This is a genomic window from Variovorax sp. PAMC26660 (genome assembly GCF_014302995.1).
Taxonomy (GTDB): domain Bacteria; phylum Pseudomonadota; class Gammaproteobacteria; order Burkholderiales; family Burkholderiaceae_C; genus Variovorax.
This window is the reverse complement of sequence record NZ_CP060295.1, coordinates 5,703,831-5,729,568: the sequence shown is the minus strand read 5'-3', so window position 1 is coordinate 5,729,568 and position 25,738 is coordinate 5,703,831. Positions and strand designations below refer to the sequence as shown.

The following is a 25,738-nucleotide window of genomic DNA, read 5'->3' as shown; positions in this document are numbered from 1 at the left end:
ACTCAGCGTGGCTTGCGAATGCTGCCGCGAACCGGGCCGGATGCCTTGCGCGGCGCCGAACCGTTGTCGCGCGGCGGCAGGCCGGTGTGCTGCGTCAGGATGCGGCCCTTCGAGGGCTTCACCGGCGTCAGCTTGACTGGTGCTGGTGCAGACGCAGCGGGCGCGGTCGTCGAGTTCTTGCGGCGCGCGCTCGTGTAGCCGCCGTCGGTCAGCGGCTGCCACGTCGGGATCAGGTGGTGCTTGCCATTGCCGATCAGGTCGGCGCGGCCCATGCTCTTGAGCGCCTCGCGCAGCAGCGGCCAGTTGTTGGCATCGTGATAACGCAGGAAGGCCTTGTGCAGGCGGCGGCGCTTGTCGCCACGCACGATGTCCACCGTTTCGCTCTCGCGCGTGATCTTGCGCAGCGGGTTCTTGTTGGTGTGGTACATCGTCGTGGCCGTGGCCATGGGCGACGGATAGAAGGTTTGCACCTGGTCGGCGCGAAAGCCGTTCTTCTTGAGCCAGATTGCGAGGTTCATCATGTCCTCGTCGCTGGTGCCCGGGTGCGCGGCGATGAAGTACGGAATGAGGTACTGCTTCTTGCCCGCCTCGGCCGAGAACTTTTCGAACATCTGCTTGAACTTGTCGTAGCTGCCGATGCCGGGCTTCATCATCTTCGTGAGCGGGCCCTGCTCGGTGTGCTCGGGCGCGATCTTCAGGTAGCCGCCGACGTGGTGCTGCACCAGCTCCTTCACGTACTCGGGCGACTGCACAGCCAGGTCGTAGCGCAGGCCGGAACCGATCAGGATCTTCTTGATGCCCCGCAGCGCACGCGCGCGACGGTAGATCTTGATGAGCGGGTCGTGGTTGGTGCCCAGGTTCGGGCAGATGCCGGGGTACACGCAACTGGGCTTGCGGCATGCCGCTTCGATCTCGGGGCTCTTGCAGCCCAGGCGGTACATGTTGGCGGTCGGGCCGCCAAGGTCGGAGATGGTGCCGGTGAAGCCGCTCACCGAATCACGGATGGCCTCGACCTCCTTGATGATCGATTCTTCCGAGCGGCTCTGGATGATGCGGCCTTCGTGCTCGGTGATCGAGCAGAAGGTGCAGCCGCCGAAGCAGCCGCGCATGATGTTCACGCTGAAGCGGATCATTTCCCAGGCGGGAATCTTGGTCGTGCCGTCGTGGCTGCCCTTTTCGTCGGCGTAGCTCGGATGCGGGCTGCGCGCATACGGCAGGTCGAACACGTAGTCCATCTCGGCCGTGGTCAACGGAATGGGTGGCGGGTTGATCCACACGTCGCGCGCCGTGGCGCCCTCGCCGTGCGCCTGCACCAGTGCGCGGGCATTGCCTGGGTTGGTTTCGAGATGCAGCACGCGGTTGGCATGTGCATAGAGCACCGGGTCGCTGCGCACCTGTTCGTAGGAAGGCAGGCGGATCACCGAGCGGTCGCGCGGCGGCACGCTGATCTTGCCGCGGCTTTGCAGCGCCGGGTTGGGCACGAAGTTCAGTGGCTTGATGCCCAAGCCAAGGTTGACCGAACCCGCAGCTTCGGCGGCCTTGGCCACGCCCTGAGCCTCGTCTTCCTTCGCGCAGGTGGCGCCATTGGCCTTGGCCTGCTCGGACACCATCAGATACGGGTTGACATGCGCCTCGACGCGGCCCGGTTCGTCCACACTGGTGGAGTTGATCTCGAACCAGGCTTCGGGCGTTTCGCGCCGCACATAGGCCGTGCCGCGCACGTCGGTGATCTGCTGCACCGGCTCCTTGGCGGCCAGGCGGTGGGCGATCTCGACGATGGCGCGCTCGGCATTGCCATACAGCAGCAGGTCGCACTTCGAATCGACCACGATGGAGCGGCGAACCTTGTCCGACCAGTAGTCGTAATGCGCGATGCGGCGCAGGCTGCCTTCGATGCCGCCGAGGATGATCGGCACGTCGTTCCAGGCTTCCTTGCAGCGCTGCGAATACACGATGGCCGCGCGGTCGGGGCGCGAGCCGCCGACGTCGCCGGGCGTGTAGGCGTCGTCGCTGCGGATCTTGCGGTCGGCCGTGTAGCGGTTGATCATCGAATCCATGTTGCCGGCGGTCACGCCGAAGAACAGGTTCGGTTTGCCCAACGCCTTGAAGGGCTCGGCACTTTGCCAGTCGGGCTGGGCGATGATGCCCACGCGAAAGCCCTGTGCCTCCAGCATGCGGCCGATCACCGACATGCCGAAACTGGGATGGTCGACGTAGGCGTCGCCCGTGACCACGATGACGTCGCAGCTGTCCCAGCCGAGGGCGTCCATCTCCTTGCGCGTGGTCGGCAGGAATTTGGCCGTGCCGAAGCGGGCCGCCCAGTACTTGCGGTAGCTGGTCAGCGGCTTGGCGGCACGCGCGAAAAAGGAGACGTCGACGGGGGCGTTCATCGGTGGGAGTTGACAGCGCCAAGGGCGCGCTGTTGTGGGCAACCCTCAATTTTAGGGTTTTCCAGCATCCCTGTCGCGACAAACATCCATTGGCCGGATTTGTTCGCGGACTTCATATGATTGCCAAAGTCAATCATATGAATGACAATAGCAATCATGACCAAGCCATCAATCACTGTCGATACCTCCGCCGTCAAGGCGATCCGGCAGTTCAACCGCTTCTACACGCGCCACATCGGCGCCCTCGACCCGTACCTCGGCAGCCCCATGTCATTGACCGATGTGCGTGTGCTGTACGAGCTGGCGCACCGCGAAACGCCGGTCGCCAGCGAGATCGGGCGCGACCTCGGGCTCGATGCGGGCTACATGAGCCGCATCCTGCGCCGCTTCGAGACTGAAGGCTGGCTCACGCGAACGCCGGATGCGCGTGACGCGCGGCAAAGCGTGTTGCGCCTGACCGACGCCGGCCATGCCGCATTCGCGCCTCTGCAACAGAAATCGCGCGACGAGGCGGCCGCCCTGCTCGCCCCGCTCGCGCCGGGCCAGCGCGAACAACTGGTGCAGGCGATGGGCACGATGCAGTTGCTGCTCGATCCCACAGCCGCACCCATCAAGACCCAGACGGCCGTGCTGCGCGACCCGGCGCCCGGCGACATTGGCTGGGTGGTTCAGCAGCACGGGGAAATCTATGCGCGCGAATACGGCTGGGGCAGCAAGTTCGAGGCGCTGGTGGCGGGCATTGCGAGCGAATTTCTGCTCAAGTTCCAGCCCGAATGGGAGCGCTGCTGGATCGCCGAACTCAACGGCGAACGCGTAGGCGCGATCTTCGTGGTGCGCAAGTCGGCCACCGTGGCGCAATTGCGCCTGCTGATTCTTTCGCCGGCCGCGCGCGGACTGGGCCTGGGTGGCCGCCTCGTCGACGAATGCCTCGCCTTCGCTCGACGCAAGGGCTACAAGAAGATGGTGCTGTGGACCAACAGCGGCCTGCTGGCCGCGCGCGGCATCTATGCCAAGCGCGGCTTCAAGCTGACCCACTCGGAGCCGCACGAGGGCTACGGAGAGCCGCTCGTGGGCGAGACCTGGGAGCTGAAGCTGTAGCGCTGCGCCGGACTTGCCCCGCTCCTTCCCCCTTTGGGGGAAGGCTGGGATGGGGGCAGGCAGAGCGCCGGAAATGAAGGCCGTCGTGCCCCACCCCAACCCTCCCCCGGGAGGGGAGGGAGAAAGAAAAAAACTTACTGCATGAACCAGCCGTGGCTCACGACGAGCGACTGGCCAGTCAAAGCATTGGTCGGGAAGCCCGCGAACAGCAGCGCCACGCGCGCTACGTCTTCAGTCGTGGTGAATTCGCCATCGACCGTTTCCTTGAGCATCACGTTCTTGATAACTTCCTCTTCGCTGATGCCCAGCGTCTTGGCCTGCTCGGGAATCTGCTTTTCGACCAACGGGGTACGCACGAAGCCCGGGCAGATCACATTGGCACGCACGCCATGTTTGGCGCCTTCCTTCGCGACCGTCTTGGCCAGGCCGATCAGGCCGTGCTTGGCCGTGACGTAAGGCGCCTTCAACAGCGAGGCTTCCTTGGAGTGCACCGAACCCATGTAGATCACGCTGCCGCCGCGACCTTGCGCATACATGTGCTTCAGGCAGGCCTTGGTGGTGAGGAACGCGCCGTCGAGGTGAATGGCCAGCATCTTCTTCCAGTCGGCAAAGCTGAACTCTTCCACCGGATGAACGATCTGGATGCCTGCGTTGCTGATCAGGATGTCGATGCCGCCGAAAGCCGCAGCCGCTTCCTCGACCGAGGCATTGACCTGGTCTTCATTGGTCACGTCGACACCCACGCCAATGGCTTGCGCGCCCGTGGCCTTGAGTTCGGCGGCGGTGGCATCTGCCGCGTCCTTGTTCAGATCGGCAATCACGATCTTGGCGCCTTCCTGCGCGAACAGGATGGCGATTTCCTTGCCGATGCCGCTGGCCGAGCCGGTGATGTAGGCGACCTTGTCCTTGAGTTGCATGTCAGTTTTCCTTGAGAGTGGAGTGAAGAGGTGTCGGCAGGAATCAGGCGAGATAGTCCAGCTCGACGGTGCCGAGCGCAAGCGTCATGTCGGCGATGTAGTGCACGGCCGATTCGACCTTCAGCACCGGAAGGTCGGCCACCGGCGCCAGCGCATGCGGATGCAGTTCGAGCGAGGCCGGGCCGGCCCATGCGCCGTGCAGCGTCACGTCGACCATGTGATAGCGCACCAGCTCGCAGATGCGGGCCGTGCCATCGACGTGCGGAATGATCTTGAGCAGGAAGTTGGGCTGCGCGATGCCCGCAAGGATCGGCTCGGGGTCGAGCGCGCGGTGCTTGAAGCCCATGGTGGCCTTGGCCACGCGCACCTTGCCGTAGTCGAGCGTGCCGACGACCACGTCGGTCTCGTAGTCGAGCACCGGCGAGGCGAGCTTCTTCGGAAAGCCCCACAACTCGCGCCCGCCCGCAATCGGCGGATGGTCGTTGAGGTACATCGCGTGCACGTAGGCGCCCTTCTCCACGCCCTTGGCGGTGCGCAGTTGCACCGGAATCACCTGGCCCGATTCGGTGTAGTCGCCGAAGCCGGTGGAGTCGGGCATGCGAATGAATTCGTACTTGACCAGCGGCTCGACCACTTCGAGCGGCTCGGGCACCACGGCGCGCAGGGCGTCCATGTCGGTGCGGTACGTGATGATGAGAAATTCGCGCCGGACAAAGCGATAGGGTCCGGGCGGAAAAGCGGGGCTGGTCAGCGGCATTGCGAAGGCCTGGCGCCGCACATCTTCAATGTTCATGAACATTTCCTCCTGTTGAAGTGGCTACCCAGTCTGGCGCTGGTTTCTTAGTTGAAACTGAACCTGGCTTGTCTTCTCTCAGCGCGACAGGCCGGGCCGCTTGACGCGCCCCGCACCATGCTCGCCCAGGTCGAAGGTGGTGACACCGTTGACGGTGGCATCGGCGCGCAGCGTCTCGGGATGCGCCAGCGTCACGCGCATGTCGCGCGCGCCCGACTCCCAATGCTCTTCGACCGCTGCGCGCGAGAACTCGTAGTCTTTCGATTCGAGTTCGTAGGGCTTGTCGCGGTAGATCAGGTGAAAGATGTCGATGGGCTCGTGCGTGAGCTGCGACTGCACCGCGAGCACGCTCGGGTCTTTGCGCAGGCTGGCCGGCAGCTTGGTGATCAGGTCGGCAATGGCCTGCTGCAGATTCATGTTGGCGGCCATCGCATCGGTGTTCATGCGGGTGCGGCTCGAATAGGTGATGTCCTTCTGCCGCTCCATCACGCCCGCCATGGTGCGGGGCATTTCGCCGCGCGCATTGAACAGGTCGACCTGCAGCACCACCAGCGACTCGGAGCGCGGGTGCATGTCGAGCACGTACTGCAGCGGCGTGTTGGAGACGATGCCGCCGTCCCAGTAGTCATCGCCGTCGATGGTGATGGGTGCAAAGCCCGGCGGCAATGCGCCGCTGGCCATGATGTGCTCGGGGCCGATGCGCTGGCGCGTGTTGTCGAAGTACACCGAATTGCCGGTGCGCACATTGACGGCTCCCACGCTGAAGCGCGCCTCGCAGGCATTGATGCGGTCGAAGTCGACCAGGCGCTCGAGCGTGGTCTTGAGTGCCGAGGTGTCGTAGTAGCTCAGGAGCGGCGCGGCGCCGCCCATCAGCAAGGCCGGCGAATAGCGCGGCTCGAAGAAGCCCGGAATGCCCACCAGCGAGGCCATGGCGGCGCTCAACTGGTTTTGCGTGGCCCGGTCGCCCATCCACGATGGCAGGCGCTGCGAAGGCCCCGAAGACACCAGATGCCAGAACTCACGCAGCCGGTCGACCCGCCGTTCCGGTGCGTTGCCCGCGATCAGCGCCGCGTTGATGGCGCCGATGGAAACGCCCGCAATCCAGTGCGGCTGCAGGTCGGTTTCGCTGAGCGCGGCATACACACCCGCCTGATAGGCACCGAGCGCCCCGCCACCCTGCAGCACAAGCGCCTTGCGGGCGTTGCGCATGTCTTCGCGGCGTGATGCGAAAGGGTTGAGGGGTTGGGATGCGGCACGGGGTTTCTTCTTCGTTGGTGTCGTCATGCGTTCATTTGACACCAGCCGTGCGACACCAACCTGACCTGGGGTTGTTCAGCCCTGGAACGATTTCACATCTTCGGCAGCAACTGTCCGCGAATCTCGCCACCCGCATTGGCCGCGGTGTGCACGTTGGCGTACCACTTGCCGGCGACCAGATCGGCGGCCTGCGCAGGCGTGAGCGTGGCCTGGCCTTCGATCGGGCTCGCCGGATTCGCAAACGGCAGCACCACGCCCGCATTGGCACCCGCAGCCGCGGGGCCGTGGAAGTGCGCCATGGTGGCCGGGCCGCTCAAACCCGTGTAGGTGATCTTGTACTTGAGTACGTTCGTGTCACGGTCGAGCCAGGCCTCGGCCATGCCGCTGCCACGCGTCATGTTCGGCGGGACTTCACTGGCGGCGTTCATCGTGCCGCTGAAGCTGGCGACGTTCGACTTCGACATCATTCCGCAGCCGGCCAGCGCAGCCGCAGCCACTCCGGTCACAAGGGCTGCGCGCAAAAGGGTGCCATATCGGTTCATGAGCGTTATCTCCTGGTTATGAAAACGAACACGCCAGCATAGGCAGTCCGAGGGCCGTGTGTTGTCGGCCACCACCCCGACTTTGGCCTGCGCTTTGTGCCTGAAAGAGAATGCAGCGATGACTTCCAATGCCCTCCCCACCGCCCGCACCGTGGTCGATTTCTGGCGCGAAGCCGGCCCCGACCGCTGGTTTGCCAAGAACGACGCCTTCGATGCCGAGTTCATCTCGCGCTTCTCGGACGCCCACCAGGCTGCGGCCCGCGGCGAACTCGATCACTGGACACGCGATACGGAAGGCACGCTGGCGCTGCTGGTGCTGCTGGACCAGTTGCCACGCAACGCCTGGCGCAACAACCCCCACATGCTCGCGACCGACGGCTTGGCGCTGGCGGTGGCGCACAAGGCGGTGGACGCGGGCTTCGACCTGCAGGCCGATGAGGCGCTGCGCCGATTCTTCTATCTGCCGTTCATGCACTCGGAAGTACTGGACGAGCAGGAGCGCTCGGTCGAACTCAACTCGGCGCTGGACGACAACACACAGCGCTTTGCCGTGCTGCACCGGGACATCGTGGCGCGCTTCGGGCGCTTTCCGCATCGCAACAGGCTGCTGGGGCGGCAGTCCACGGCGGAGGAGCAGAGGTTTCTCGATGAAGGTGGTTTTGCGGGCTGACTGGTGTTTGCAATCCGGGGTGCGTGCGAAGCACCCCAAGACCCTCAGACATCGTTGTGAGCCAACGGCACATCCCGCGTCGGTGAGGGGTTCAGCTCGACCGCGCCCTTCGTGTCCTTCATCGAGCCGTAGGTGCGCGCATAGACCCAGGTGAACTCCGCTCCCAGCAGGAAGATCTGCGCCGAGTAGTACACCCACACCAGCACCACCACCAGCGAGCCCGCCGCGCCATAGCCCGAGGCCACGCTGCTCTTGCCGATGTACAGGCCGATCAGGTGCTTGCCCACGGTGAACAGCAGCGCCGTGACCGCGGCCCCCACCCACACGTCGCGCCACTGCACCTTGGCGCGCGGCATGATCTTGTAGATCATCGCGAAGATCACGGTGACCATCCCGAAGCTGAAGACGAAGTTCACCACCTGGGCCAACGTCTCCCAGGCACCGAAGATGGGTGACCACCACTTGCCCAGTGCAGCGAGAGCGGCGCTTGCCACCAGCGACACCATGAGCAAAAAGCCGATGCCCATGATCATGCTGAACGACAGCAGCCGCACGCGCAGCATGTTGAACAGCCCCTTGTTCTTCTCGCGTGCCGGGGCGCGCCAGATGCGGTCCAGCGCGTCCTGCAGTTCGCCGAAGACGGTGGTCGCGCCCACCACCAGCAGGCCGATGCCGATGACGGTGGCCACGATGCCCTCGGCCGGCTTGTTGACCGCCTGCAACATGCCCTGCACCGCCGTCGCGCCCTGCGCGCCCATCAGGCCCGAGAGCTGGGCGAAGATTTCGCCGCGCGCGGCCTCCTGCCCGAAGACCAGGCCCGCCACCGCAATCACGATCAGCAGCAGCGGCGCAATGGAAAAAATCGTGTAGTACGCCAGTGCCGCGCCCATGCTGGGGGCGTAGTCGTTCGACCAGGAAGCGAAGGCGCGTTTGCAGAGATCGAAGAGTGCGCGGATTTGCATGAGCATGGAGTCTCCCTGTGGAATGGCCGGGGCATGTCGGCCCGGTGCCCGGCATGTTGCAAGCCTGCCTACGATAATCGCTCCACATGCAATCGTCTCCCCCAGCCTCCGGCGCGGTGGCGCCATCCACACCCGCCCAGCCCGAGTCGCCGCGCGACCTGTTCGTGTCATTCACCTGGCTTGCACTGCAGGGCTTCGGCGGCGTGCTCGCCATCGTGCAGCGCGAGATGGTCGAGAAAAAGAAGTGGCTCACGCCCGAGCAATTTCTTGAAGACTGGGCCGTGGCCCAGGTGATGCCGGGGCCCAACGTCATCAACCTCGCACTGATGATCGGCGACCGCTACTTTGGTTTGCGTGGCGCCCTCGCCGCCCTGGCGGGCATGCTGACCATTCCGCTCGTCGTCATCCTCGCGTTGGCCGTGCTCTATGCGCACTACGCCGGCAATCCGCAGGTGGCAGCCGCGCTGCGCGGCATGGGCGCGGTGTCGGGCGGGCTGATCGCGGCCACCGGCATCAAGCTGGTGCCGCAGTTGCGCAAGCATCCGCTGGGCTTTGCGGTCTGCCTGGCGATCATGGCGCTGGTGTTCCTTGCCATCACGGTGCTCAAGATCCCGCTGGGCTGGGTGCTGCTGGTGCTGGGCGGCGTGGCCTGCGTATGGACCTGGCGAAAGATCCCGGCATGACCATCGCCATGCAATGGCACGACTGGCTGGCCCTGTTCGGGCAGTACATGCTGCTTTCGCTGCTGTCGATCAGCGGTGCCATCACCACCGTGCCCGACATGCACCGCTACCTGGTGGCCCAGCACGGCTGGCTCACCGATGCGCAGTTCAGCTCCTCGGTCGCCATCGCCCAGGCCGCGCCCGGGCCCAACGTGCTGTTCGTGGCGCTGATGGGCTGGAACGTGGGGCTCAACGCGGGCGGCGGCATCGGCGCCGGGCCGGGCGCATGGCTGCTCGGCTTCTTCGGCCTGCTGGTGACCATGGTCGGCATCATGTTGCCGAGCACCACGCTGACCTACTTCGCCACGCGCTGGGGCCATCGCAACCGCACACGCCGCGAAGTGCGCGCCTTCAAACAGGGCATGGCGCCCGTGGTGGTCGGGCTGCTGATTGCCACCGGCTGGGTGCTGGCCACTGGTAACCATGCCGGCAATGCGCCCGCGTGGCACCTGTGGCTGCTGACCGGCGCGGCTGCGCTTATCGTGTGGCGCACGCGCATCCACCTGCTCTGGCTGCTGGGCGCTGGCGCGGTGCTGGGCGCCGTCGGTTTCGTCTGACCTCTTTTCTCAACGCTTCTTCGGAAACACATCCTCATGTCGCAACTTCGCCCGCTCGGCCGCTCCGGCCTCCTGGTTTCTCCGCTCGCCTTCGGTGGCAATGTGTTCGGCTGGACGGTGGATGAAGCTGCCTCGTTCAAGCTGCTCGACGCCTGGCTCGATGCGGGTTTCAACTTCGTCGACACCGCTGACGTGTACTCGGCCTGGGTGCCGGGCCACACGGGCGGCGAGTCCGAAATCATCATCGGCAAGTGGCTCAAGCAAAGCGGCAAGCGCAACCGCGTGGTGCTGGCCACCAAGGTCGGCAAGCCGATGGGCGAAGGCAAGGTGGGCCTGTCGCCCAAGTACATCCGCGAAGCGGTCGAGGCCTCGCTCAAGCGCCTGCAGACGGACCACATCGACCTGTACCAGTCGCATGACGACGACGCCAACACGCCGCTCGAAGACTCGCTCGGTGCCTTCGACGCGCTGATCAAGGAAGGCAAGGTGCGCGCCATCGGCGCCTCCAACTACACCGCACCGCGTCTCGCCGAGGCGCTCGACGTGTCGGAGCGACTGGGCATTGCGCGCTACGAAAGCCTGCAGCCCCTGTACAACCTGTACGACCGCGCTGTGTTCGAAGACGAACTGGAGCCGCTGTGCCTGAAGCGCGAAGTGGGCGTGATCAATTTCTACGCGCTGGCGGCCGGCTTCCTCACCGGCAAGTACCGCACCGAGGCCGATGCCGCCAAGAGCGCACGCGGCGCCAACACCACCAAGAAGTACCTGAACCCGCGCGGCCTGCACATCCTCGAAGCGCTCGACCGCGTGGCCCAGCAGTACAACGCCAAGCCGGGCCAGGTGGCCATCGCCTGGCAGATCGCGCGCCCTGGTGTGACGGCACCCATCGCCAGCGCCACGTCGATCGCGCAGCTCGAAGAACTGGTGGTCGCCACGCAGCTCAAGCTCGACGCGGGCACCATCGAGATGCTCGACCGCGCCAGCGCCGAAACGGCGGCCTGAGCCGAACAGCGCGATGAGCGTCTTCGCTTCGATCGCCGCGCCCGCGCTCGAACACTTCGTCGACCTGCGCGTCGAAGTGGGCGTGCCTCAGGTGCTCGGCAGCAGCCCGCGCGGGCTGCGCCGTGTCGTGCCCATCACGGGCGGCGAAGCCATCGGCCACGGCTGGCGCGCCCGCGTGCTGCCGGGCGGCAGCGACTTCCAGTTGATCGTGAGCGACACGCTCTCCGAACTCGACGCGCGCTACGGGCTCGAAACCGATGCGGGCGATCTCGTCTATGTGCAGAACCACGCCATCCGCTCCGCCTCGCCGGAGGTGATGGCCAGTCTGTTGCGCGGCGAGCCTGTCGATGCGGCGCAGGTGTACTTCCGCTGCAGCCCGCGCTTCGAGACCGCCTCTCCCGCGCTGAAGTGGATCAACGAACGCATGTTCGTCGGTGCCGGTGTCAGACACCCTGCCGAGGTGGTGATGCGCTTCTTCGCGCTGGTCTGACAACGCCCACAGTGCCGCTCAGGCGGCCGGCTGCGTGCATGCCGCGAGGCGATCGCGGTCGAGCAGCTCGACGCCGCGGTAACGCAGGCGCAGCATGCCCTCTTCTTCCCACAGCTTGAGCTGGCGGTTCACGCTCTGGCGCGAAACGCCGAGCATGAAGGCCAGGTCTTCCTGCGACACCGCGAGCATTGCCGCCTCATTGGCGGACGCCGGGTGCACGTCGATGGTCAGCAGCCGGTGCGCAAGGCGCACGGGCAACGGCATCAGGATGGCATCGTCGATCCACGCCAGCGCCTGGCGCAGCCGCAGGCAGACCAGCCGCGTGAAAGCCATGTGCACGTCGGGCCGCTCGGCGATGAGCCGGTGGAAGTCTTCGGCGCGCACCACGGCCATTTCGGTGTCTTCGACCGCGCAGGTGTCGTAGACGCGCTCGCGTCCCACGAGCAGCGAGACTTCGCCGAACCAGTGGCCGGGCTCCAGCACCCCGATCACCGCCTCGCGCCCGCCCGGCGCCACCACGCTCACGCGCAGCGAGCCTGCGATCACGCCGAACAGCGCATCGGGCGACGAGCCCTTGAGGAAGAGCGAATCCCCGCGCACAAGGCGCTTGCGATGCGCCACGTCGAGCAGCGTCTGCTGCACGGCGTCGGGCAGGCGCATGCGGTCGTCGGCGTCGATCGGCTCAGAGGCGGGAGTGGTCATTGCGGGTTTGCCCCGAGCCGCAACGGTCTACACCGGACAGTCTGCGTCGAAGGGGCAGCCGATGGTACGTCCGTACCCGCCGCAGCGCACCCTCAGCCGTCGACCGGGCTCAGCGGCGTGGCAAGGATGCGCTGGTAGAAGGCCACGTCGAGCCAGCGGCCGAACTTGAAACCGGCCTGCCGCACCGTGCCCGAGTGCTCGAAACCCAGGCGCTCGTGCAGCCCGATGCTGCCGGCGTTCGCCGCGTCGATGGCGCCGACCATGACGTGCACGTCGCGTGCGATCGCCTCGACGATCAGCACTTCCATCAGCGTGCGGCCCAGGCCAGCGCCGCGGTTTGCGCTGTCGACGTACACCGAATGCTCCACCGTGTACTTGTAGGCTGGAAAGGCGCGAAAGGCGCCATAGCTCGCAAAGCCCAGCAGCTTGCCGCTTTCGTCCACCGCGCCGATCACCGGAAAGCCGTTGGCGCGCTTGGTGGCGAACCAAGCGACCATGTTCTCGGGCGTGCGCGGCTTGTAGTCGTACAGCGCGGTCGAGGTGACGATGGCCTCGTTGAGGATGGCGAGGATGGCGCCCGAATGGGCTTCTTCGGTGCAGGGGATGAGACGCATGGTGTTCCTTTCGGGTCTGCATGGACGTTTTCTGGCACGTCCAGTCGTTCAATATAGGAGAATAATAATCTCATATGAGAAACACAGCATCTGCTTCGAGCGACCCGGCCGCGAACATCGACGCGCTCATCGCCACCCGCCTGCTGGCCCTGCGACAGGCGCAAGGGCTCAGCCTCGCCGAGCTGGCCGAGCGCTCGGGCGTCAGCAAGGCGATGATTTCAAAGGTCGAGCGCGCGCAGAGCAGCCCCACGGCCGTGCTACTGGGGCGCCTGGCCGCCGGGCTCGGCGTGCCGCTGGCGCAGCTTCTGACCGAGGACAAGGCGCAGCCCCAAAGGTTGCGTGCGCGTGCCGCGCAGGAAACCTGGCGCGACCCCGAGGCGGGCTACCTGCGCCGACAGGTCGCGGAGCGACATGCAGGCAGCGGCGTGGAACTGGTCGAAGTCGAGCTGCCGCGCTCCGCGCAGGTCAGCTACCCGCGATGGAGCGGCAAGCCCTATCGCCAGTGCCTGTGGATGCTCGAAGGCGCGTTGCGGGTGGACTACGGCGACGAACGCTTCGAGCTGGCGCCCGGTGACTGCCTCGACTTCGGCGTCGACCGGCCGCTGGTCTTCAAGGCCCTGGGGCGCAGCGCCTGCCGCTATTTGCTGGTGGCCAGCCCGGAGTAGCCGCGTGAGCGTGGGCGCTCGAACGGGAGTTCACACAGGCTTCACGCCGCGCGCACATGGCATCGCTAACTTCGCATGCACGCCGCAGATCGCGGTGCTCATCGACTTCGGTCAGCTGCTCCATGACAACTTCCTCCAGCTTCTTTTCTCCTCTCGCCCCCGCCTCTTTTGCCGCGGCCGGTACGGCCCCCGCGCCCACGGCCATCAACAGCATCGGCAGCCTCAAGGTCGATCTTCTTGTGGTGGGCGCGAGCTTTGCTGGCCTGGCCTGCGCCCGCGCCGCGGCCCTTGCCGGGCTCAGCGTGATGGTGCTGGAGAAGAAGACCAGCGCCGGCGCCAAGCTGCACACGACGGGCATCATCGTCAAGGACGCGGTCGACAGCGTGCCGTGGCTGGGCGAAGTTCCGCCCGCGCTCGTGCGCCGCATCGAAGGCGTGCGGCTCTACGCGCCCAACATGCGCCACGTGGACCTGCACGCGCCTGGCTACTGGTTCTGGGCCACCGATGCGCCCGCGCTGCTCGACTGGATGGTGGAATCAACCCGTGCCTGCGGCGTCGATGTGCGACTCGGCACACTCTTCGAGCAGGCGCTGTGGGTGAACGGCCGCTGGGAAGTCCCTGTGACGCAAGGCCCGTGCATCACGGCCACGTACCTCGTGGGCGCGGACGGTCCGCACTCGCGCGTGGCCAAGGCGCTCGGCCTGTCGCGCAACACGCGCTTCCTGTACGGCATCGAGCATGAATACCAGGGCGCGCGCATGGCGCCCGACCTGCTGCATTGCTTCATCGACCGCAAGCTGGCACCCGGCTACATCGGCTGGGCACTCGACGGTGTGGGCGTGAGCCAGATCGGCCTGGCGCGCCGCATGGGGCACAACGACGCGGGAGCGCTGCGGCTCGACCCGCTGCTGCGCAAGATCGCCTCGGTGGTGACGCCGGGCGATGCGCCACCGGTGGCGGTGCGCGCCGGCATGATCCCCTGCGGCGGTGTATTACCGACGGTCGCGCGCGAACGGGCCTTGCTGGTGGGCGACGCGGCCGGCATGGTGTCGCCGGTCACCGCGGGCGGCATTCACACGGCGCTGCAGCACGGCGAACGCGCGGGTGAGGCCGTGGCGCGCTTCGTGCGCGGCGAGGCCGACGATCCGGCCACCTGGTTCGTGCGCAGCTACCCGAGCTTCCTGCTCAAGCGCACGCTGCGCTGGGCCTTCGACAACTTCCAGAGCGACTGGATGTTCAACCACCTGCTGGGCACGCCGCAGATGCGGCGCGTGGCGGAACTCATCTACTTCCACCGCAAGGGCGGCCCACCATCGAAGGAATAGCCGGCGCTCAGAGGCTGCGCTGGCGCATCGCCTCGTAGAGGCACACGCCGCTGGCCACCGAGACGTTCAGGCTCTCGACCGCACCGGCCATCGGAATGCTCACCAGCTCGTCGCAGGTCTTGCGGGTGAGCTGGCGCATGCCCTCGCCCTCCGCGCCCAACACCAGCGCCAGCGGGCGCTTGAAGTCGCTTTGGTAGATGGTGCCCGGCGCGTCGTCGCTGGTGCCCACGCACCAGATGCTGCGTTCCTTGAGCTCGTTGAGCGTGCGTGCAAGGTTGGTGACCATGAAGTACGGCACGGTCTCGGCCGCGCCGCTCGCCACCTTGGCCACGGTGGCGTTGATGCCGGCCGCATGGTCCTTGGGCGCGATCACCGCATGCGCGCCGGCACCATCGGCCACGCGCAGGCAGGCGCCGAGGTTGTGCGGGTCGGTCACGCCGTCGAGCACCAGCAGCAGCGGCACGGTGCCGGCCGCTTCGAGGCCTTCGAGCAGTTCGTCGAGCGAATGGATTTGCGGGGCGGGCTCGACCCGCGCGACCACGCCCTGGTGGCCGTGGCTGCCGCTGAGCTTGGACAGCCGCAGGCCATCGGCCTCGACCAGCCGCACACCGGCTTCTTGCGCACGCGCAATGAACTGTTTCATGCGCGCATCGCGCCGGCTGGTGTCGAACATCACTTCGAGCACCGATTTGGGCGCGGTCTTGATGCGCACGCCCACGGCATGGAAGCCGAAGATCACTTTAGGGGAAGACATCCTCCGATTATCCCCACCCCCAGGCTTCGACCGACTTCGGACCCGTCAGGCCAGCGGAAAACCGCTGTTCGCGCGGGTACGTTCGTCATGCAGTTCCTGCACGGCCTGCGCGCTGGGGTGCAGGCGTGCGGTGTTGCCCACGCTCTCCAGGTACTGGCAGGCGGCATGGCCTTCGGCGGCCGTTTCATAGCGCGCCACCCAGGCGTCGCGCACCGGCAGCTTGTCGGGCGACACCGGCCACACACCGGGCCGCGGCCGCATCGGCTCGCTGATGCCGATGCGCCAGGGCTTGGCGCTCAGGCGGGCCCGAAAGCAGTTCTGGTTGCGGCACATGCGCGCATAGACCTTGTCCACGCCCATCAACTGGAAGCAGTCGGCCACCACCGCGTCATTGGGGCTGAACACGTCGTGCATGGCCAGCACCCGGAAGCCCGCCGGCGTGCGGTAGATGCGCAGGTGCCAGTCCGGGTGCTGGTGAACGAAGCGCCCGATGCGCTCGGCCGCTTGCTTCTCGGGCGTGGGGTTGTCGGTAGGCTCGCCGCGCTTCTTGCGCCGGCCGATGGCGTAGGCCACGGCAAAGACGACGAAGAACGCGATCAGCCCGCCCAGCCAGGTCCGGGCCGCCCAGCCGCCGACCACGCTGGCGATCAGCGCCGGAAACAGCGCAAAGAGGAACAGGCTGCCGCGCAGTGGTTCGTCGAAGTCGATGTCGACGAACAGCACGTCGGGCGTGTTGAGGCAGCGCGCGCCATAGCTGTTGCGCGTGATGACGGTGTCGCCCTGTCGCTCGATGATTTCCTCGCGGATCGGCACGCCGTCGGCGCCGTTGTAGGCCATCTTGCGTTCGCGGCGGTCGAGCTTTTCGCCACTGGCGATGCGGTCGAAAGCCTCGCGGGTGCGCTGGTCAGCATGCGCCTGCGCAGCCAGCGGGCTGTCGTCGGACCAGCCGTAACGACGCACCGTGAACTGCTTGCCTGCCACCTGCTCCTGGATGCGGCCTTCGGCCCAGAACTGGGGAACGATCATCGCCTCAGCCCTTTCCGCCGAAGTAGACCCAGGCCATCGCCACGACCAGCAGGACGATGGCCGCCGGCAGCCACTTGTAGCCGCCAGGCTGCACGCGGCCGGGCTCGGCCATCGGGTTGCGCGGCATCTCCGACGGCAGATGGCCGAAGTCGCCCGCTGCCGGGTTCTCGTGGTTCTCGACCAGCCGCTTGGCCGCGGCCAGGCCCAGCCCGGTGGCGTCGCGCGTGAGGCGGACGGCCTCGACCTTGTTGCCCTGTGCCAGGGCGGCAAGCGCGGTGGACGGCATCGAGGCGAAGCCCCTGTCTTGCATGGCGACGTCGGGCTCGGCACGGCCCCAGTCGGCTTCCTGCCATTCGGGCTGCTCTTGCTGGCGCTTGGCGTAGCGCTCGACGGCCTCCTTGGCCGATTTCAGGTCAAGTCCCGTGCTGTCGCGCACGATCTTGATAGCCTCGATGAGCCTGCCGCGCTGCAGCGCGAGCACGGCTTCGGGGGGTAGCGTGTCCATGGGCATCTCCTCCACTTGCTTGATTGTGTACCGCTATTTATTTGATAGCTTATAGCGCTGATTCGACGCTCGATACAGGCGTTTTTTCATTGAGCGACACGCGCCCGGCCTCGATGGTGATGCGGCGCTCGCAACGGGCCGCGATGCCGCGGTCATGGGTCACGAGCACGAGCGTGGTGCCCAGTTCGCGGTTGAGGTCGAACATCAGCTTCATCACCTGCTCGCCGGTGGCGAAGTCGAGGCTGCCGGTGGGCTCGTCGGCCAGCAGCAAGGCCGGCTGCACCACGAAGGCACGGGCGAGCGCCACGCGCTGCTGCTCGCCGCCCGACAGCACCTTCGGGTAGTGGGCCAGCCGCTGGCCCAGGCCGACGCGCCCGAGCATCTCGGTGGCGGCCTTGCGGGCGTCCTTGCGGTTGGCCAGCTCCAGCGGGAGCATCACGTTCTCGAGGGCGCTCAGGTTGCCGAGCAACTGGAAGCTCTGGAACACGAAGCCCACGCGCTGGGCGCGCAGCGCGGCGCGCTCGTCTTCGTCGATGGCAAAGAGATCGTCGCCCGCCAGCTTCACGGTGCCGCGCGTGGGCGTGTCGAGGCCCGCGATGATCGACAGCAAGGTGCTCTTGCCGGAGCCCGAGGCGCCGACGATGGCGGCGGTTTCCCGTGCCCCGAGGGTGAAATCGATGTCCTGCAGAATGTCCAGCGTACCGGTCGAGTCGGTGACGGATTTGAAGACATGCTCGACGGCGACAATGGCATCAGACGGGGGTTGGGACATGGAAAGGCTTTGGTTTTGAATCGACGTGACTTTATCTTGACCACCGCCGCGCTCGGCAGCGCGGGGGCATGGACGACCGCGGCGCAAGCCCAGGCCACGACGGCAGGCAAGCCGGTGATCCTGGTGCTGGGGGACTCGCTGAGTGCAGAGTACGGCCTCAAGCGCGGCGAGGGCTGGGTACCCTTGCTCGAAAAAAGGCTTGTGCAGCAGAAGATTGCCGCGACCGTGGTCAACGCCAGCATCAGCGGCGACACCAGCTCCGGTGGCCGTGCCCGCTTTCCGGCCCTGCTGACTCAGCACAAGCCCGGCTACGTGGTGGTGGAGCTGGGCGCCAACGACGCGCTGCGCGGCCTGCCGCTTGCCAACACCGAAGACAACCTCCTGCAGATCACCAAGGCTGCGCAGGCCGCTGGCGCGAAGGTGCTGATCGTCGGCATCCAGGTGCCGCCGAACTATGGCGGCGACTACACGCGACGCTTCGAGGCGGTGTTCTCGAAGGTGGCCAGCGCGACCAAGGCGGCGCTCGTGCCCTTCCTGCTCAAGGGCGTGGCGGATGCGCCCGATGCGATCTCGCTGTTCCAGGCCGATCGCATCCATCCAACAGCGGTGGCGCAGCCGCAACTGCTCGACAACGTCTGGCCCGAGCTTCGCAAGCTGCTGCCGAAGTAAAGCCGGAAGCCGCTGTGCGGCACTGTGGCGGCGGCAAAGAAAAAGCCGCCACAGGCACAGGCCTGCGGCGGCTTCTTGATGGGGATGCCAGGAGCGGATCAACCGTTCTTGGTGGGCAACTCGGGCACCGTGGGTGGATCGCGTTCGAGCGAGGCCACATCGGTTTCCGGGTCTCCGGGAGCCAGTCCATCGCTGCTCGGGCCGAGCTTGCGATACTGCTTTTCGCGGAGCTTTTCTTCCTTTTTCTTCTTCTTGGCCAGTTCTTTCTGGCGCTTTTCGTAGCCGTAATTTGGTGTTGCCACTGCTTCTCCTTGGGGCGAGGCAGTCACGGTGACTGCGCGTTGGCCTACTGTAAGCGATAACGGTACGTCTTCAGAGCGCCCGGAAGCTGACTTCCCAAGGCGGTCGACGCGCTTTTTTACATCCGCGCTACATCCTCGCGAGCGCCTGTTGCAGATCGGCCCGCAAATCGTCCACGTCTTCGAGGCCGACCGAGAAGCGCACGAGCGTGCCCTTGTAGGGCCAGCGCGCCACGCTGGCGTCACGCATGAGCCCGATGTCGTAAGGCACCACCAGGCTGACCGGCCCGCCCCACGAATAGCCGAGGCGGAACAGCTTCAGGCTGTCGCAGAAGCGGTCGACCTGCTCGGTGCTGTAGCGCTCATCAAAGACGACAGAGAACAGGCCTGCTGCCAGGTCGGTGGCACCACAGAGTGCACGCCAGTGGACATGGCCGGGCGAGTCTTCCAGCGCCGGGTGCAGCACCTGTGCAATTTCTTCGCAACCATTGAGCCAACCCGCCAACTCGCGCGCTGCACGATCGTGCGCGGCATAGCGCAGCGAGATGCTGGGCAGCGAACGCAGCAGCGTTTCCACATCGCCCACGCCGATGCCGAAGCCCATGCGCATGTGCGTGAGCTTGAGCGCGCGGTGCAGCCGCTCGTCGCGCGTGACCACGCTGCCCATCAGCACATCGCCACCGCCGCTGGGGTACTTGGTGAGCGCATGCACCGAGATGTCGACACCCTGCCCGCTGTCATTGAAATCGAAGGGCGCGAACGCAAGGCCCGCGCCCCAGGTGTTGTCGAGCGCCGTCATCACGCTGCGCGCACGGCAGATGTTCACGAGCGCGGGCAGGTCCGGAAACTCCATCGTCACCGAACCCGCCGCCTCGACCCACACCAGCCGCGTGCGGTGCGAAATCTTGGCCTCCAGGTCGACCGGATTCATCGCGTCGTACATGCGATGGGTGATGCCGAAGTTGGCAAGCTCGCCGGTGGCCAGCGCCTTGTTGGGGCCGTAGGCGTTGTCGGGAATCAGCACCTCGTCGCCGGTCTTCAGGAACGCGAACGAGACCAGCGAGATGGCTGCCAGGCCGCTGGGCACCAGCAGGCATTCGGTGCCGCCTTCGAGCGTGGCCAGTCGCTCTTCGAGCGTGAAGGTGGTCGGCGTGCCGTGAAGGCCGTAGGTGTAGCCGGCCTTGGTCTTCCAGTCGCGCGCGCGCATGGCGGCCACGTCGGCGAAGAACACGGTCGACGCCTTGAACACGCCGGGCTGCGGCGCGGCGAAGGTGTCGGGCGGGGTGTAAGGGTGATGAATCAGTGTCGTGGAAGGCTTGCTCATGTGCCCGATGCTAGCGCGACCGTCATATCCCGGAAAACGCCTCGCCCTAGACTGGCGCTCCCGCCCGCGCCGCCGGGAAACCAGGAACCCGTTTCATGCCGATCACCAACCCGCAGCTGCTGAACCACCCCTTCCTCCAGGAGATGTACCTCGACGCGTACTTTCCCGATTTCCTGGTGGACAAGTGCAAGCAGATCTTCGTTCGCCTGTGCGAGGCGATCGAAGCGCAAAAGCCTTCGGACAACGCCAGCCTGCTGCGGCTGACGCATGCCGCCACGGAAGAATTCAATGCGCTCGCCGAAGAGTTCGACGAGAACGGCAGCGAACTCGAAACCGCCGCACGCGAAGCCATTGCCGCGGACTTCGAGACCATCGCGAAGGCCTACGGGTTCGACATCGACACCGAAGAATTGATCTCGCCGCGCGACTGGTAAGCCGGCTGCCCGATGCCGCGCCCGGCGCACAATGCGCCGATGTGCCATCGCCTGCTTTTCACGGGCTTCACCGCATGCATCTGACACGGCCCCCTGCCCCGCATCTGCGGCCCTTCGTGCGGCTGCTGTGGGCTTCGGCGCCCGGCGACACACCCGCCGAGCGGCCCGGTGCCCGCGAACATGTGCTGCCCACCGGCGGCATGCATCTGGTCTTTCGGCTGTCCGGCCCGCCGTTGAAATTGTTCGACCGCACCGACGACGCACGGGGCCAGACCTTTGGCCACGCGATCATCGGCGGCGCGCGTGCTGCGTTCTATCTGCGTGATCTGTCGGTGACCACGCGCTCGGTCGGCGCGCAGCTGCAGCCGGGAGCCGCCCGCGCCCTCCTCGGTGCACCCGAAGACGCGCTGGCCGGGCAGCACACCCCGCTCGAAGCGGTGTGGGGCGAACGGCAGGCGGCAGACGCGCTCGAAAGGCTCCACGAAGCCGACGAGCCGGCGCTCCAGTTGCAGGTGTTCGAGGCACTGCTGACGCAACGCATCGCCACCTCGTTGCGCGCCGGCCTGCATGGCCTGCATCCGGCCGTGGCAGCAACGCTGGGCCCGCTGACCTCCTCGAACCCATCGATTGCGGCCTTGGTGGCGGACAGCGGCTACAGCCACCGCCGCTTCATTGCGCTCTTTCGCGGCACCATCGGCCTCGGCCCCAAGGAATACGCGCGCGTGATGCGCTTCGACCGCGCGCTCGCGCTGGCGGCCGATCCCGCACGGAACTGGATCGACATCGCGCTCGACGCAGGCTACGCCGACCAGGCCCATCTGAGCCGCGAGTTCTCCGCCCTCGCGGGCATGTCGCCACAGGCCTGGAGGCTGGCTGGTGCAGCATCGCCAAGACATGTGCCGGCCGCAGGTCAAATTCGTTCAAGACGCTAGCGGCACGGCGCGCCAGAATCAGCGCCACGACCTGCATCCCCTCCCCGAAAGGCAACCATCATGGCAATCCACGAGCTGTTTCCGTACCTGTGCGTGCACGACGCCGGCGCGGCCATCGACTTCTACTGCGAGGTGTTCGAGGTGAAGGAAATCTTTCGCCTCACCGAACCCAGCGGCCGCATCGGCCACGCAGAGTTGGACTTCCATAACGGCGCGATCCTGATGATTTCAGACGAATTCGCCGAGTGCAACATCTTCAGCGCCAAAACGCTTGGCGGCAGCGCTGTCACGCTGCATCTGCATGTCGACAACGCCGATGCGGTCGTGGCCCGTGCGGTCGCGGCCGGCGCGACGCTCGACATGGCGCCGCAGGACCAGTTCTACGGCGAGCGCTCGGGCGTTTTCCGCGACCCCTTCGGTCATCGCTGGAACGTGGGGCACAGCATCGAGAAGATGACGCCGGAAGAGATGCAGCGGCGCTACACGGCGATGTTCGATTCCGCGGGCTGACTCGCCCCCCGAACGTCAGCAGGCCTTGCTTTTTGATTTCGGCACGTTGTGCGTGACGCGCTGCGGCTGTTCAGGACGTCGCTCACGCCGACACGGTGCTCTTTTTCGCGAATGTCCCCCGCTTCGCTCCTCCTTTATTTCGCGAAAAAGAGCCCCGTATCGACGTGAGCGTTATGCAAAGCGGTCGTTGATCGGCGATGCACCAGCAGCGTGTCCATGTGCGAATGACACCGGGTGCTCCCCGCAGCGAAATAAAGGAGGAGCGAAGCGGGGGACATTCGCGGAGGGGAGCTCCCGGTGTCATTCGCACGCACCCCGAACAACGGCGCCTCGAACGCGCCTGCGGCGCAACGAGGCGAACGCTTTTCTACGCCAAGCCTGCCCTTTTTCGAAGCGATGCTGCCGCAGCAACGTTATCTGGTCGCGCGGCGGCCCGTTGCGGGCACCGCGATGGAAGCGACCGAAGTGCTGCGGCGCACCTGAGCCCGCAGGCTCAGGGGTTGTTGGTCAGACCGACCACTTCTCGAGCAGCTTCGCAGCGCCGAGCGAGTCGTAGCCCTCGAAGGGCTGATGGATCCAGGGGTTCGTTGCCAGGTACTCGACCGAGTAGTCGGGCGTGAAGGTCGACAGCGCCTTGGTCCAGATCACCGCGCTGCGCAGCTCGGTGATTGGCTTGTAGTTGTTGCGCAGCATGTCCATCACCGCGTGCAGCGTGTGGCCCGAGTCGGCCAGGTCGTCCACCAGCAGTACCTTGCCGGCGATCTCGCCCTTAGGCGTGGTGATGAAGCGGGCGATGTCGAGGTGGCCCTGCACCGTGCCTGCATCGGCGCGGTACGAGCTGGTCGACATGATCGCCAACGGCTTGTCGAAGATGCGCGAGAGCACATCGCCGGGACGCATGCCACCGCGCGCCAGGCACAGGATGGTGTCGAACTCCCAGTTCGACTGGTGCACCTTGATCGCGAGCTTCTCGATCAGGTTGTTGTACTCGTCGTAGCTGACGTAGAGATGTTTGCCGTCTTCGGTCAACATGGTCTGGTTCGTTCCTGTTCAGTCGGCGAGATAAGGGTGGCGCATCATGATCGTGTGATCGCGGTCGGGGCTCGTGGAAACCATGTGGATCGGCACGCCCGTGATCTGCTCGATGCGCTGCAGGTACAGCCGCGCATTGATCGGCAGCTTGTCGTACTGCGTGACACCCACGGTGCTTTCGCTCCAGCCTTCGAGGGTCTCGTAGATCGGCGTGCACCGCTCGATTTCGTCGGCGCCCATCGGCAGGATGTCGGTGATTTCGCCATCGAGTTCGTAGCCGGTGCACAGCTCGAGCTTTTCGAGGCCGTCCAGCACGTCGAGCTTGGTGATGCACAGACCCGACAGGCCGTTGACCTGCGCCGAGCGCTTGAGCAGCGCGGCATCGAACCAGCCGCAACGGCGGCTGCGGCCGGTGGTCACGCCCTTCTCAGCGCCCACGGTACTCATGTGATAGCCCGGGGTGCCCGGCGTGGCCCAATCAAGTTCGGTCGGGAACGGACCGCCACCGACGCGCGTGCAGTACGCCTTGGTGATGCCCAGGATGTAGTGCAGCATGCCAGGGCCCACGCCCGAACCGGCGGCGGCATTGCCGGCCACGCAGTTGCTGGAGGTGACGTACGGATAGGTGCCGTGGTCGACGTCGAGCAGCGTGCCCTGTGCGCCTTCGAACAGCAGGTTGGCGCCGTTGCGATGCGCGTCGTTCAGCTCGCGCGAGACGTCGGCCATCATGGGCTTGAGCAGCTCGGCGTGCCTCATGGCCTCGTCGAAGACTTCGTCGAAGTCGATGGCCGGGGCGCTCAGCACCTGCGTCAGCACGTGGTTGTGCAGCTCGAGCAGCACGCGCAGCTTGGTCGCAAAGCGCTCCGGGTGCTTCAGGTCCTGCACGCGCAGCGCGCGGCGGGCAATCTTGTCTTCGTAGGCCGGGCCGATGCCGCGGCCGGTGGTGCCGATCTTCTCGATGCCACCCTTTTCGCGATAGGCCTCGCGCGCGATGTCCAATGCGGCGTGGAACGGCAGGATCAGCGGGCAGGCCTCGCTGATGCGCAGGCGCGAGCGCACTTCGACGCCGGCCTTCTCCAGCCCTTCGATTTCCTCGAACAGCTTGGCAGCAGACAGCACCACGCCGTTGCCGATGTAGCACTTGACGCCGGGCCGCATGATGCCGCTCGGGATCAGGTGCAACGCGGTCTTCACGCCGTTGATGACCAACGTGTGGCCCGCGTTGTGGCCGCCCTGGAAGCGGACCACGCCCTGGGCGCTTTCCGTCAGCCAGTCGACCAGCTTGCCTTTGCCTTCGTCGCCCCACTGGGTACCAACGACGACCACGTTTCTTCCGGTGGTTACGCTCATGCTCGTTCCATTACTTCAAAAATTCAGATCGCTCGGACATTCCACTGGCCCGCTTGCTCGACGAGCTCGCGGTCGCAGTGGAATTCATCGATTTCGCTGCCGTGTCCCGGCAGCACGCAGACAACCGTTTCACCGGCCTTGCGCAATTTGGCAATCGCCTCGTGCAACCCGGCCGCGTCGCTCCAGGGCGCACGGATGGCGGCGCGCAGCGGGCGGGCCGGCAGCACGCCGACCAGCTCGCGCACGTCAAGGCTGAAGCCGACGGCGGGACGGTTGCGGCCGAACACAGCGCCGACCTCGTCATAACGGCCGCCGCGCACCAGCGAATCGGCCGCGCCCGGCACGTAGATGCCGAAGCGCATGCCGCTGTAGTAGGCGTAGCCGCGCAGGTCGGCCAGGTCGAAGCTGATCTGGCGACCCGCCACACCGTTCAGGCCGGCTGCCAGTTGCTTCAGGTCGGCCAACGCAACACCCACCTCGGGCGTGCCCTGCAGGGCCTTCGCGGCCTCGTCGAGCACCGACGCGTCGCCATAAAGCTGGACGAGCGCACGCAGGCCGTCGCGCGAGGCAGCGGGGAAATCCTTGGTGAGCGACTGCAGCTCGCTCGCATCCTTGGCGGCCAGCGCCGCATGCACGCGAGCCAGCGCCGCAGCATCGACCGGCACGCCGGCGAACAGCGCACGCACGATGCGGGCATCGGCCAGATCGACGATCACACCGTCGCGCAAGCCGGCGGCATCCAGGCAGTCGAGCGCCAGCAGCAGGGTTTCGGTGTCGGCTTCGAGGCCGGCATGGCCGTAGATCTCGGCACCGAACTGCAGCGGCTCACGGGTGGCGTGCGGCCGGTCGGGCCGGGTGTGGAGCACCGGACCGCAGTAGCACAGGCGGGTCACGCCATCGCGGTTCAGCAGGTGGGCATCGATGCGCGCCACCTGGGGGGTGGTGTCGGCACGAAGGCCCATGCTGCGGCCGGAAAGCTGGTCGACAAGCTTGAAGGTTTGGAGGTCGAGCGCCTCGCCGGTGCCGGACAGCAACGACTCAAGATGCTCGAGCAGTGGCGGCATTACCAGCTCGTAGCCATAGCCACGGGCGGTATCGAGCAACTGGCGTCGAAGTTCTTCGATGTGGCGCGCCTCGGAAGGCAGCACATCGGCAATGTGATCCGGGAGGACCCAGGCGGACATGGGAATCGGGGGCGTGGTTAAACCGGGATTCTACCGGGACCGCGCTACCCCAAGACCCAAAGGAGTGCCAAACCCAGCAGGATGCTGCAAAGTCCAAAGAAACGAAGCTGGCCGTCGCGCAGCTGCATGAGCTGCCCGAAGCCGCGCCGCCACCCTCCCGGCGACAAGAAAGGCAGGATGCCTTCGATCACCAGGACGAGCGCCAGCGCGCTCCAGAATGTGTCGGCGCTCACAGCTCCGA

General features: G+C 66.1%; 32 protein-coding genes. 13 read left to right on the top strand and 19 right to left on the bottom strand.

The window, feature by feature from the left end; genetic code table 11:
- Positions 1-2 precede the first annotated feature (2 nt).
- Together H7F35_RS27000 and H7F35_RS26995 are read right to left on the bottom strand one after the other, a co-directional pair.
- Positions 3-2,390 carry a YgiQ family radical SAM protein gene (locus tag H7F35_RS27000; protein ID WP_187109607.1) on the bottom strand — a complete coding sequence of 796 codons (2,388 nt, stop codon included), beginning with the start codon at positions 2,388-2,390 and terminating at the stop codon, positions 3-5.
- On the bottom strand, positions 2,387-2,548 hold the full coding sequence (locus H7F35_RS26995) for a hypothetical protein (RefSeq protein ID WP_187114518.1): 162 nt from the start codon (positions 2,546-2,548) through the stop codon (positions 2,387-2,389). The genes H7F35_RS27000 and H7F35_RS26995 overlap by 4 nt, the downstream gene beginning before the upstream one ends.
- On the opposite strand from H7F35_RS26995, the gene H7F35_RS26990 reads away from it, so the two are divergent.
- Entirely contained in the window at positions 2,547-3,488 is a 942-nt protein-coding gene (locus H7F35_RS26990) for a bifunctional helix-turn-helix transcriptional regulator/GNAT family N-acetyltransferase (RefSeq protein ID WP_261803365.1), read from the top strand. The two genes, H7F35_RS26995 and H7F35_RS26990, sit on opposite strands and share 2 nt — an antisense overlap.
- A gap of 134 nt (positions 3,489-3,622) precedes the next feature.
- On the opposite strand, the gene H7F35_RS26985 is transcribed toward H7F35_RS26990, so the two are convergent.
- The 4 genes from H7F35_RS26985 to H7F35_RS26970 all read right to left on the bottom strand — a co-directional run bounded on the left by H7F35_RS26985 (position 3,623) and on the right by H7F35_RS26970 (position 6,997).
- Positions 3,623-4,405, bottom strand: coding sequence for a 3-hydroxybutyrate dehydrogenase (locus tag H7F35_RS26985; protein ID WP_187109605.1), 783 nt, complete (start codon positions 4,403-4,405; stop codon positions 3,623-3,625).
- Between the two features lie 43 nt (positions 4,406-4,448).
- A complete protein-coding gene (locus tag H7F35_RS26980) occupies positions 4,449-5,198 on the bottom strand; it encodes an acetoacetate decarboxylase (RefSeq protein ID WP_187109604.1) in 750 nt (249 codons plus the stop codon).
- A 78-nt stretch (positions 5,199-5,276) separates the two neighbouring features.
- Positions 5,277-6,482, bottom strand: coding sequence for a patatin-like phospholipase family protein (locus H7F35_RS26975; RefSeq protein WP_187109603.1), 1,206 nt, complete (start codon positions 6,480-6,482; stop codon positions 5,277-5,279).
- 65 nt (positions 6,483-6,547) lie between these two features.
- The gene (locus tag H7F35_RS26970; RefSeq protein ID WP_187109602.1) at positions 6,548-6,997 is read right to left on the bottom strand and encodes a CHRD domain-containing protein; all 450 of its coding nucleotides are present in this window, start codon (positions 6,995-6,997) and stop codon (positions 6,548-6,550) included.
- Positions 6,998-7,115: 118 nt separating this feature from the next.
- On the opposite strand from H7F35_RS26970, the gene H7F35_RS26965 reads away from it, so the two are divergent.
- Positions 7,116-7,667, top strand: a complete 552-nt coding sequence (locus tag H7F35_RS26965) for a DUF924 family protein (RefSeq protein ID WP_187109601.1) — start codon at positions 7,116-7,118, stop codon at positions 7,665-7,667.
- A gap of 44 nt (positions 7,668-7,711) precedes the next feature.
- On the opposite strand, the gene H7F35_RS26960 is transcribed toward H7F35_RS26965, so the two are convergent.
- Positions 7,712-8,635: a YihY/virulence factor BrkB family protein gene (locus H7F35_RS26960; protein WP_187109600.1), complete on the bottom strand. Its 924-nt coding sequence runs from the start codon at positions 8,633-8,635 to the stop codon at positions 7,712-7,714.
- Between the two features lie 80 nt (positions 8,636-8,715).
- Here H7F35_RS26960 and H7F35_RS26955 point away from each other — a divergent pair, with 80 nt between their 5' ends.
- The 4 genes from H7F35_RS26955 to H7F35_RS26940 are packed head-to-tail and all read left to right on the top strand — an operon-like array spanning position 8,716 to position 11,400.
- The gene (locus tag H7F35_RS26955; RefSeq protein ID WP_187109599.1) at positions 8,716-9,312 is read left to right on the top strand and encodes a chromate transporter; all 597 of its coding nucleotides are present in this window, start codon (positions 8,716-8,718) and stop codon (positions 9,310-9,312) included.
- On the top strand, positions 9,309-9,908 hold the full coding sequence (locus H7F35_RS26950) for a chromate transporter (RefSeq protein WP_187109598.1): 600 nt from the start codon (positions 9,309-9,311) through the stop codon (positions 9,906-9,908). Before H7F35_RS26955 ends, H7F35_RS26950 begins: the two co-directional genes overlap by 4 nt.
- Before the next feature lie 36 nt (positions 9,909-9,944).
- A complete protein-coding gene (locus H7F35_RS26945) occupies positions 9,945-10,910 on the top strand; it encodes an aldo/keto reductase (protein WP_187109597.1) in 966 nt (321 codons plus the stop codon).
- 13 nt (positions 10,911-10,923) lie between these two features.
- On the top strand, positions 10,924-11,400 hold the full coding sequence (locus H7F35_RS26940) for a DUF3237 domain-containing protein (RefSeq protein WP_187109596.1): 477 nt from the start codon (positions 10,924-10,926) through the stop codon (positions 11,398-11,400).
- Positions 11,401-11,418: 18 nt separating this feature from the next.
- On the opposite strand, the gene H7F35_RS26935 is transcribed toward H7F35_RS26940, so the two are convergent.
- Together H7F35_RS26935 and H7F35_RS26930 are read right to left on the bottom strand one after the other, a co-directional pair.
- Positions 11,419-12,102: a Crp/Fnr family transcriptional regulator gene (locus H7F35_RS26935; protein WP_187109595.1), complete on the bottom strand. Its 684-nt coding sequence runs from the start codon at positions 12,100-12,102 to the stop codon at positions 11,419-11,421.
- Positions 12,103-12,194: 92 nt separating this feature from the next.
- Positions 12,195-12,716 (bottom strand): GNAT family N-acetyltransferase, encoded by a 522-nt coding sequence (locus tag H7F35_RS26930; protein WP_187109594.1) that lies wholly within the window; start codon positions 12,714-12,716, stop codon positions 12,195-12,197.
- Between the two features lie 74 nt (positions 12,717-12,790).
- Here H7F35_RS26930 and H7F35_RS26925 point away from each other — a divergent pair, with 74 nt between their 5' ends.
- Positions 12,791-13,381 (top strand): helix-turn-helix domain-containing protein, encoded by a 591-nt coding sequence (locus H7F35_RS26925; protein WP_187109593.1) that lies wholly within the window; start codon positions 12,791-12,793, stop codon positions 13,379-13,381.
- 122 nt (positions 13,382-13,503) lie between these two features.
- Positions 13,504-14,706: an NAD(P)/FAD-dependent oxidoreductase gene (locus tag H7F35_RS26920; protein ID WP_187109592.1), complete on the top strand. Its 1,203-nt coding sequence runs from the start codon at positions 13,504-13,506 to the stop codon at positions 14,704-14,706.
- A gap of 7 nt (positions 14,707-14,713) precedes the next feature.
- On the opposite strand, the gene rlmB is transcribed toward H7F35_RS26920, so the two are convergent.
- From rlmB to H7F35_RS26900, 4 genes are read right to left on the bottom strand one after another with little or no spacing between them, the layout of a single operon-like run.
- Positions 14,714-15,460, bottom strand: a complete 747-nt coding sequence (gene rlmB / locus H7F35_RS26915) for a 23S rRNA (guanosine(2251)-2'-O)-methyltransferase RlmB (RefSeq protein WP_187109591.1) — start codon at positions 15,458-15,460, stop codon at positions 14,714-14,716.
- A gap of 45 nt (positions 15,461-15,505) precedes the next feature.
- Positions 15,506-16,486, bottom strand: coding sequence for a phage holin family protein (locus H7F35_RS26910; RefSeq protein WP_187109590.1), 981 nt, complete (start codon positions 16,484-16,486; stop codon positions 15,506-15,508).
- Between the two features lie 4 nt (positions 16,487-16,490).
- Positions 16,491-16,991 carry a hypothetical protein gene (locus tag H7F35_RS26905; RefSeq protein ID WP_187109589.1) on the bottom strand — a complete coding sequence of 167 codons (501 nt, stop codon included), beginning with the start codon at positions 16,989-16,991 and terminating at the stop codon, positions 16,491-16,493.
- 49 nt (positions 16,992-17,040) lie between these two features.
- A complete protein-coding gene (locus H7F35_RS26900; RefSeq protein ID WP_187109588.1) occupies positions 17,041-17,763 on the bottom strand; it encodes an ABC transporter ATP-binding protein in 723 nt (240 codons plus the stop codon).
- A gap of 36 nt (positions 17,764-17,799) precedes the next feature.
- Between H7F35_RS26900 and H7F35_RS26895 the strand changes: the two genes are divergently transcribed.
- Positions 17,800-18,432: an arylesterase gene (locus H7F35_RS26895; RefSeq protein ID WP_261803364.1), complete on the top strand. Its 633-nt coding sequence runs from the start codon at positions 17,800-17,802 to the stop codon at positions 18,430-18,432.
- Positions 18,433-18,530: 98 nt separating this feature from the next.
- On the opposite strand, the gene H7F35_RS26890 is transcribed toward H7F35_RS26895, so the two are convergent.
- Both H7F35_RS26890 and H7F35_RS26885 read right to left on the bottom strand, forming a co-directional pair.
- Positions 18,531-18,734 (bottom strand): hypothetical protein, encoded by a 204-nt coding sequence (locus H7F35_RS26890; RefSeq protein WP_187109587.1) that lies wholly within the window; start codon positions 18,732-18,734, stop codon positions 18,531-18,533.
- A gap of 127 nt (positions 18,735-18,861) precedes the next feature.
- A complete protein-coding gene (locus tag H7F35_RS26885; protein ID WP_187109586.1) occupies positions 18,862-20,055 on the bottom strand; it encodes a PLP-dependent transferase in 1,194 nt (397 codons plus the stop codon).
- Between the two features lie 95 nt (positions 20,056-20,150).
- Between H7F35_RS26885 and H7F35_RS26880 the strand changes: the two genes are divergently transcribed.
- The 4 genes from H7F35_RS26880 to H7F35_RS26865 all read left to right on the top strand — a co-directional run bounded on the left by H7F35_RS26880 (position 20,151) and on the right by H7F35_RS26865 (position 22,414).
- Complete coding sequence (locus tag H7F35_RS26880) at positions 20,151-20,489, top strand: DUF5713 family protein (RefSeq protein ID WP_187109585.1); 339 nt, start codon at positions 20,151-20,153, stop codon at positions 20,487-20,489.
- A gap of 74 nt (positions 20,490-20,563) precedes the next feature.
- Positions 20,564-21,421 (top strand): helix-turn-helix domain-containing protein, encoded by an 858-nt coding sequence (locus H7F35_RS26875; protein ID WP_187109584.1) that lies wholly within the window; start codon positions 20,564-20,566, stop codon positions 21,419-21,421.
- Positions 21,422-21,481: 60 nt separating this feature from the next.
- Positions 21,482-21,931 carry a VOC family protein gene (locus H7F35_RS26870; RefSeq protein ID WP_187109583.1) on the top strand — a complete coding sequence of 150 codons (450 nt, stop codon included), beginning with the start codon at positions 21,482-21,484 and terminating at the stop codon, positions 21,929-21,931.
- 297 nt (positions 21,932-22,228) lie between these two features.
- Positions 22,229-22,414, top strand: coding sequence for a hypothetical protein (locus H7F35_RS26865; RefSeq protein WP_187109582.1), 186 nt, complete (start codon positions 22,229-22,231; stop codon positions 22,412-22,414).
- 24 nt (positions 22,415-22,438) lie between these two features.
- On the opposite strand, the gene H7F35_RS26860 is transcribed toward H7F35_RS26865, so the two are convergent.
- From H7F35_RS26860 to H7F35_RS26845, 4 genes are read right to left on the bottom strand one after another with little or no spacing between them, the layout of a single operon-like run.
- On the bottom strand, positions 22,439-22,963 hold the full coding sequence (locus H7F35_RS26860; protein ID WP_187109581.1) for a phosphoribosyltransferase: 525 nt from the start codon (positions 22,961-22,963) through the stop codon (positions 22,439-22,441).
- Positions 22,964-22,981: 18 nt separating this feature from the next.
- Positions 22,982-24,313, bottom strand: coding sequence for an adenylosuccinate synthase (locus tag H7F35_RS26855; RefSeq protein ID WP_187109580.1), 1,332 nt, complete (start codon positions 24,311-24,313; stop codon positions 22,982-22,984).
- Between the two features lie 23 nt (positions 24,314-24,336).
- Entirely contained in the window at positions 24,337-25,497 is a 1,161-nt protein-coding gene (locus H7F35_RS26850; protein ID WP_187109579.1) for an ATP phosphoribosyltransferase regulatory subunit, read from the bottom strand.
- 44 nt (positions 25,498-25,541) lie between these two features.
- Positions 25,542-25,730, bottom strand: coding sequence for a DUF2065 domain-containing protein (locus H7F35_RS26845; protein ID WP_124462163.1), 189 nt, complete (start codon positions 25,728-25,730; stop codon positions 25,542-25,544).
- Positions 25,731-25,738 lie beyond the last annotated feature (8 nt).

Coding starts and splice junctions, on each gene's coding strand:
- H7F35_RS27000 (WP_187109607.1), bottom strand. CDS start 2,390: ATGAACGCCCCCGTCGACGTCTCCTTTTTCGCGCGTGCCGCCAAGCCG.
- H7F35_RS26990 (WP_261803365.1), top strand. CDS start 2,547: ATGACCAAGCCATCAATCACTGTCGATACCTCCGCCGTCAAGGCGATC.
- H7F35_RS26995 (WP_187114518.1), bottom strand. CDS start 2,548: ATGATTGCTATTGTCATTCATATGATTGACTTTGGCAATCATATGAAG.
- H7F35_RS26985 (WP_187109605.1), bottom strand. CDS start 4,405: ATGCAACTCAAGGACAAGGTCGCCTACATCACCGGCTCGGCCAGCGGC.
- H7F35_RS26980 (WP_187109604.1), bottom strand. CDS start 5,198: ATGAACATTGAAGATGTGCGGCGCCAGGCCTTCGCAATGCCGCTGACC.
- H7F35_RS26975 (WP_187109603.1), bottom strand. CDS start 6,482: ATGACGACACCAACGAAGAAGAAACCCCGTGCCGCATCCCAACCCCTC.
- H7F35_RS26970 (WP_187109602.1), bottom strand. CDS start 6,997: ATGAACCGATATGGCACCCTTTTGCGCGCAGCCCTTGTGACCGGAGTG.
- H7F35_RS26965 (WP_187109601.1), top strand. CDS start 7,116: ATGACTTCCAATGCCCTCCCCACCGCCCGCACCGTGGTCGATTTCTGG.
- H7F35_RS26960 (WP_187109600.1), bottom strand. CDS start 8,635: ATGCTCATGCAAATCCGCGCACTCTTCGATCTCTGCAAACGCGCCTTC.
- H7F35_RS26955 (WP_187109599.1), top strand. CDS start 8,716: ATGCAATCGTCTCCCCCAGCCTCCGGCGCGGTGGCGCCATCCACACCC.
- H7F35_RS26950 (WP_187109598.1), top strand. CDS start 9,309: ATGACCATCGCCATGCAATGGCACGACTGGCTGGCCCTGTTCGGGCAG.
- H7F35_RS26945 (WP_187109597.1), top strand. CDS start 9,945: ATGTCGCAACTTCGCCCGCTCGGCCGCTCCGGCCTCCTGGTTTCTCCG.
- H7F35_RS26940 (WP_187109596.1), top strand. CDS start 10,924: ATGAGCGTCTTCGCTTCGATCGCCGCGCCCGCGCTCGAACACTTCGTC.
- H7F35_RS26935 (WP_187109595.1), bottom strand. CDS start 12,102: ATGACCACTCCCGCCTCTGAGCCGATCGACGCCGACGACCGCATGCGC.
- H7F35_RS26930 (WP_187109594.1), bottom strand. CDS start 12,716: ATGCGTCTCATCCCCTGCACCGAAGAAGCCCATTCGGGCGCCATCCTC.
- H7F35_RS26925 (WP_187109593.1), top strand. CDS start 12,791: ATGAGAAACACAGCATCTGCTTCGAGCGACCCGGCCGCGAACATCGAC.
- H7F35_RS26920 (WP_187109592.1), top strand. CDS start 13,504: ATGACAACTTCCTCCAGCTTCTTTTCTCCTCTCGCCCCCGCCTCTTTT.
- rlmB (WP_187109591.1), bottom strand. CDS start 15,460: ATGTCTTCCCCTAAAGTGATCTTCGGCTTCCATGCCGTGGGCGTGCGC.
- H7F35_RS26910 (WP_187109590.1), bottom strand. CDS start 16,486: ATGATCGTTCCCCAGTTCTGGGCCGAAGGCCGCATCCAGGAGCAGGTG.
- H7F35_RS26905 (WP_187109589.1), bottom strand. CDS start 16,991: ATGGACACGCTACCCCCCGAAGCCGTGCTCGCGCTGCAGCGCGGCAGG.
- H7F35_RS26900 (WP_187109588.1), bottom strand. CDS start 17,763: ATGTCCCAACCCCCGTCTGATGCCATTGTCGCCGTCGAGCATGTCTTC.
- H7F35_RS26885 (WP_187109586.1), bottom strand. CDS start 20,055: ATGAGCAAGCCTTCCACGACACTGATTCATCACCCTTACACCCCGCCC.
- H7F35_RS26880 (WP_187109585.1), top strand. CDS start 20,151: ATGCCGATCACCAACCCGCAGCTGCTGAACCACCCCTTCCTCCAGGAG.
- H7F35_RS26875 (WP_187109584.1), top strand. CDS start 20,564: ATGCATCTGACACGGCCCCCTGCCCCGCATCTGCGGCCCTTCGTGCGG.
- H7F35_RS26870 (WP_187109583.1), top strand. CDS start 21,482: ATGGCAATCCACGAGCTGTTTCCGTACCTGTGCGTGCACGACGCCGGC.
- H7F35_RS26860 (WP_187109581.1), bottom strand. CDS start 22,963: ATGTTGACCGAAGACGGCAAACATCTCTACGTCAGCTACGACGAGTAC.
- H7F35_RS26855 (WP_187109580.1), bottom strand. CDS start 24,313: ATGAGCGTAACCACCGGAAGAAACGTGGTCGTCGTTGGTACCCAGTGG.
- H7F35_RS26850 (WP_187109579.1), bottom strand. CDS start 25,497: ATGTCCGCCTGGGTCCTCCCGGATCACATTGCCGATGTGCTGCCTTCC.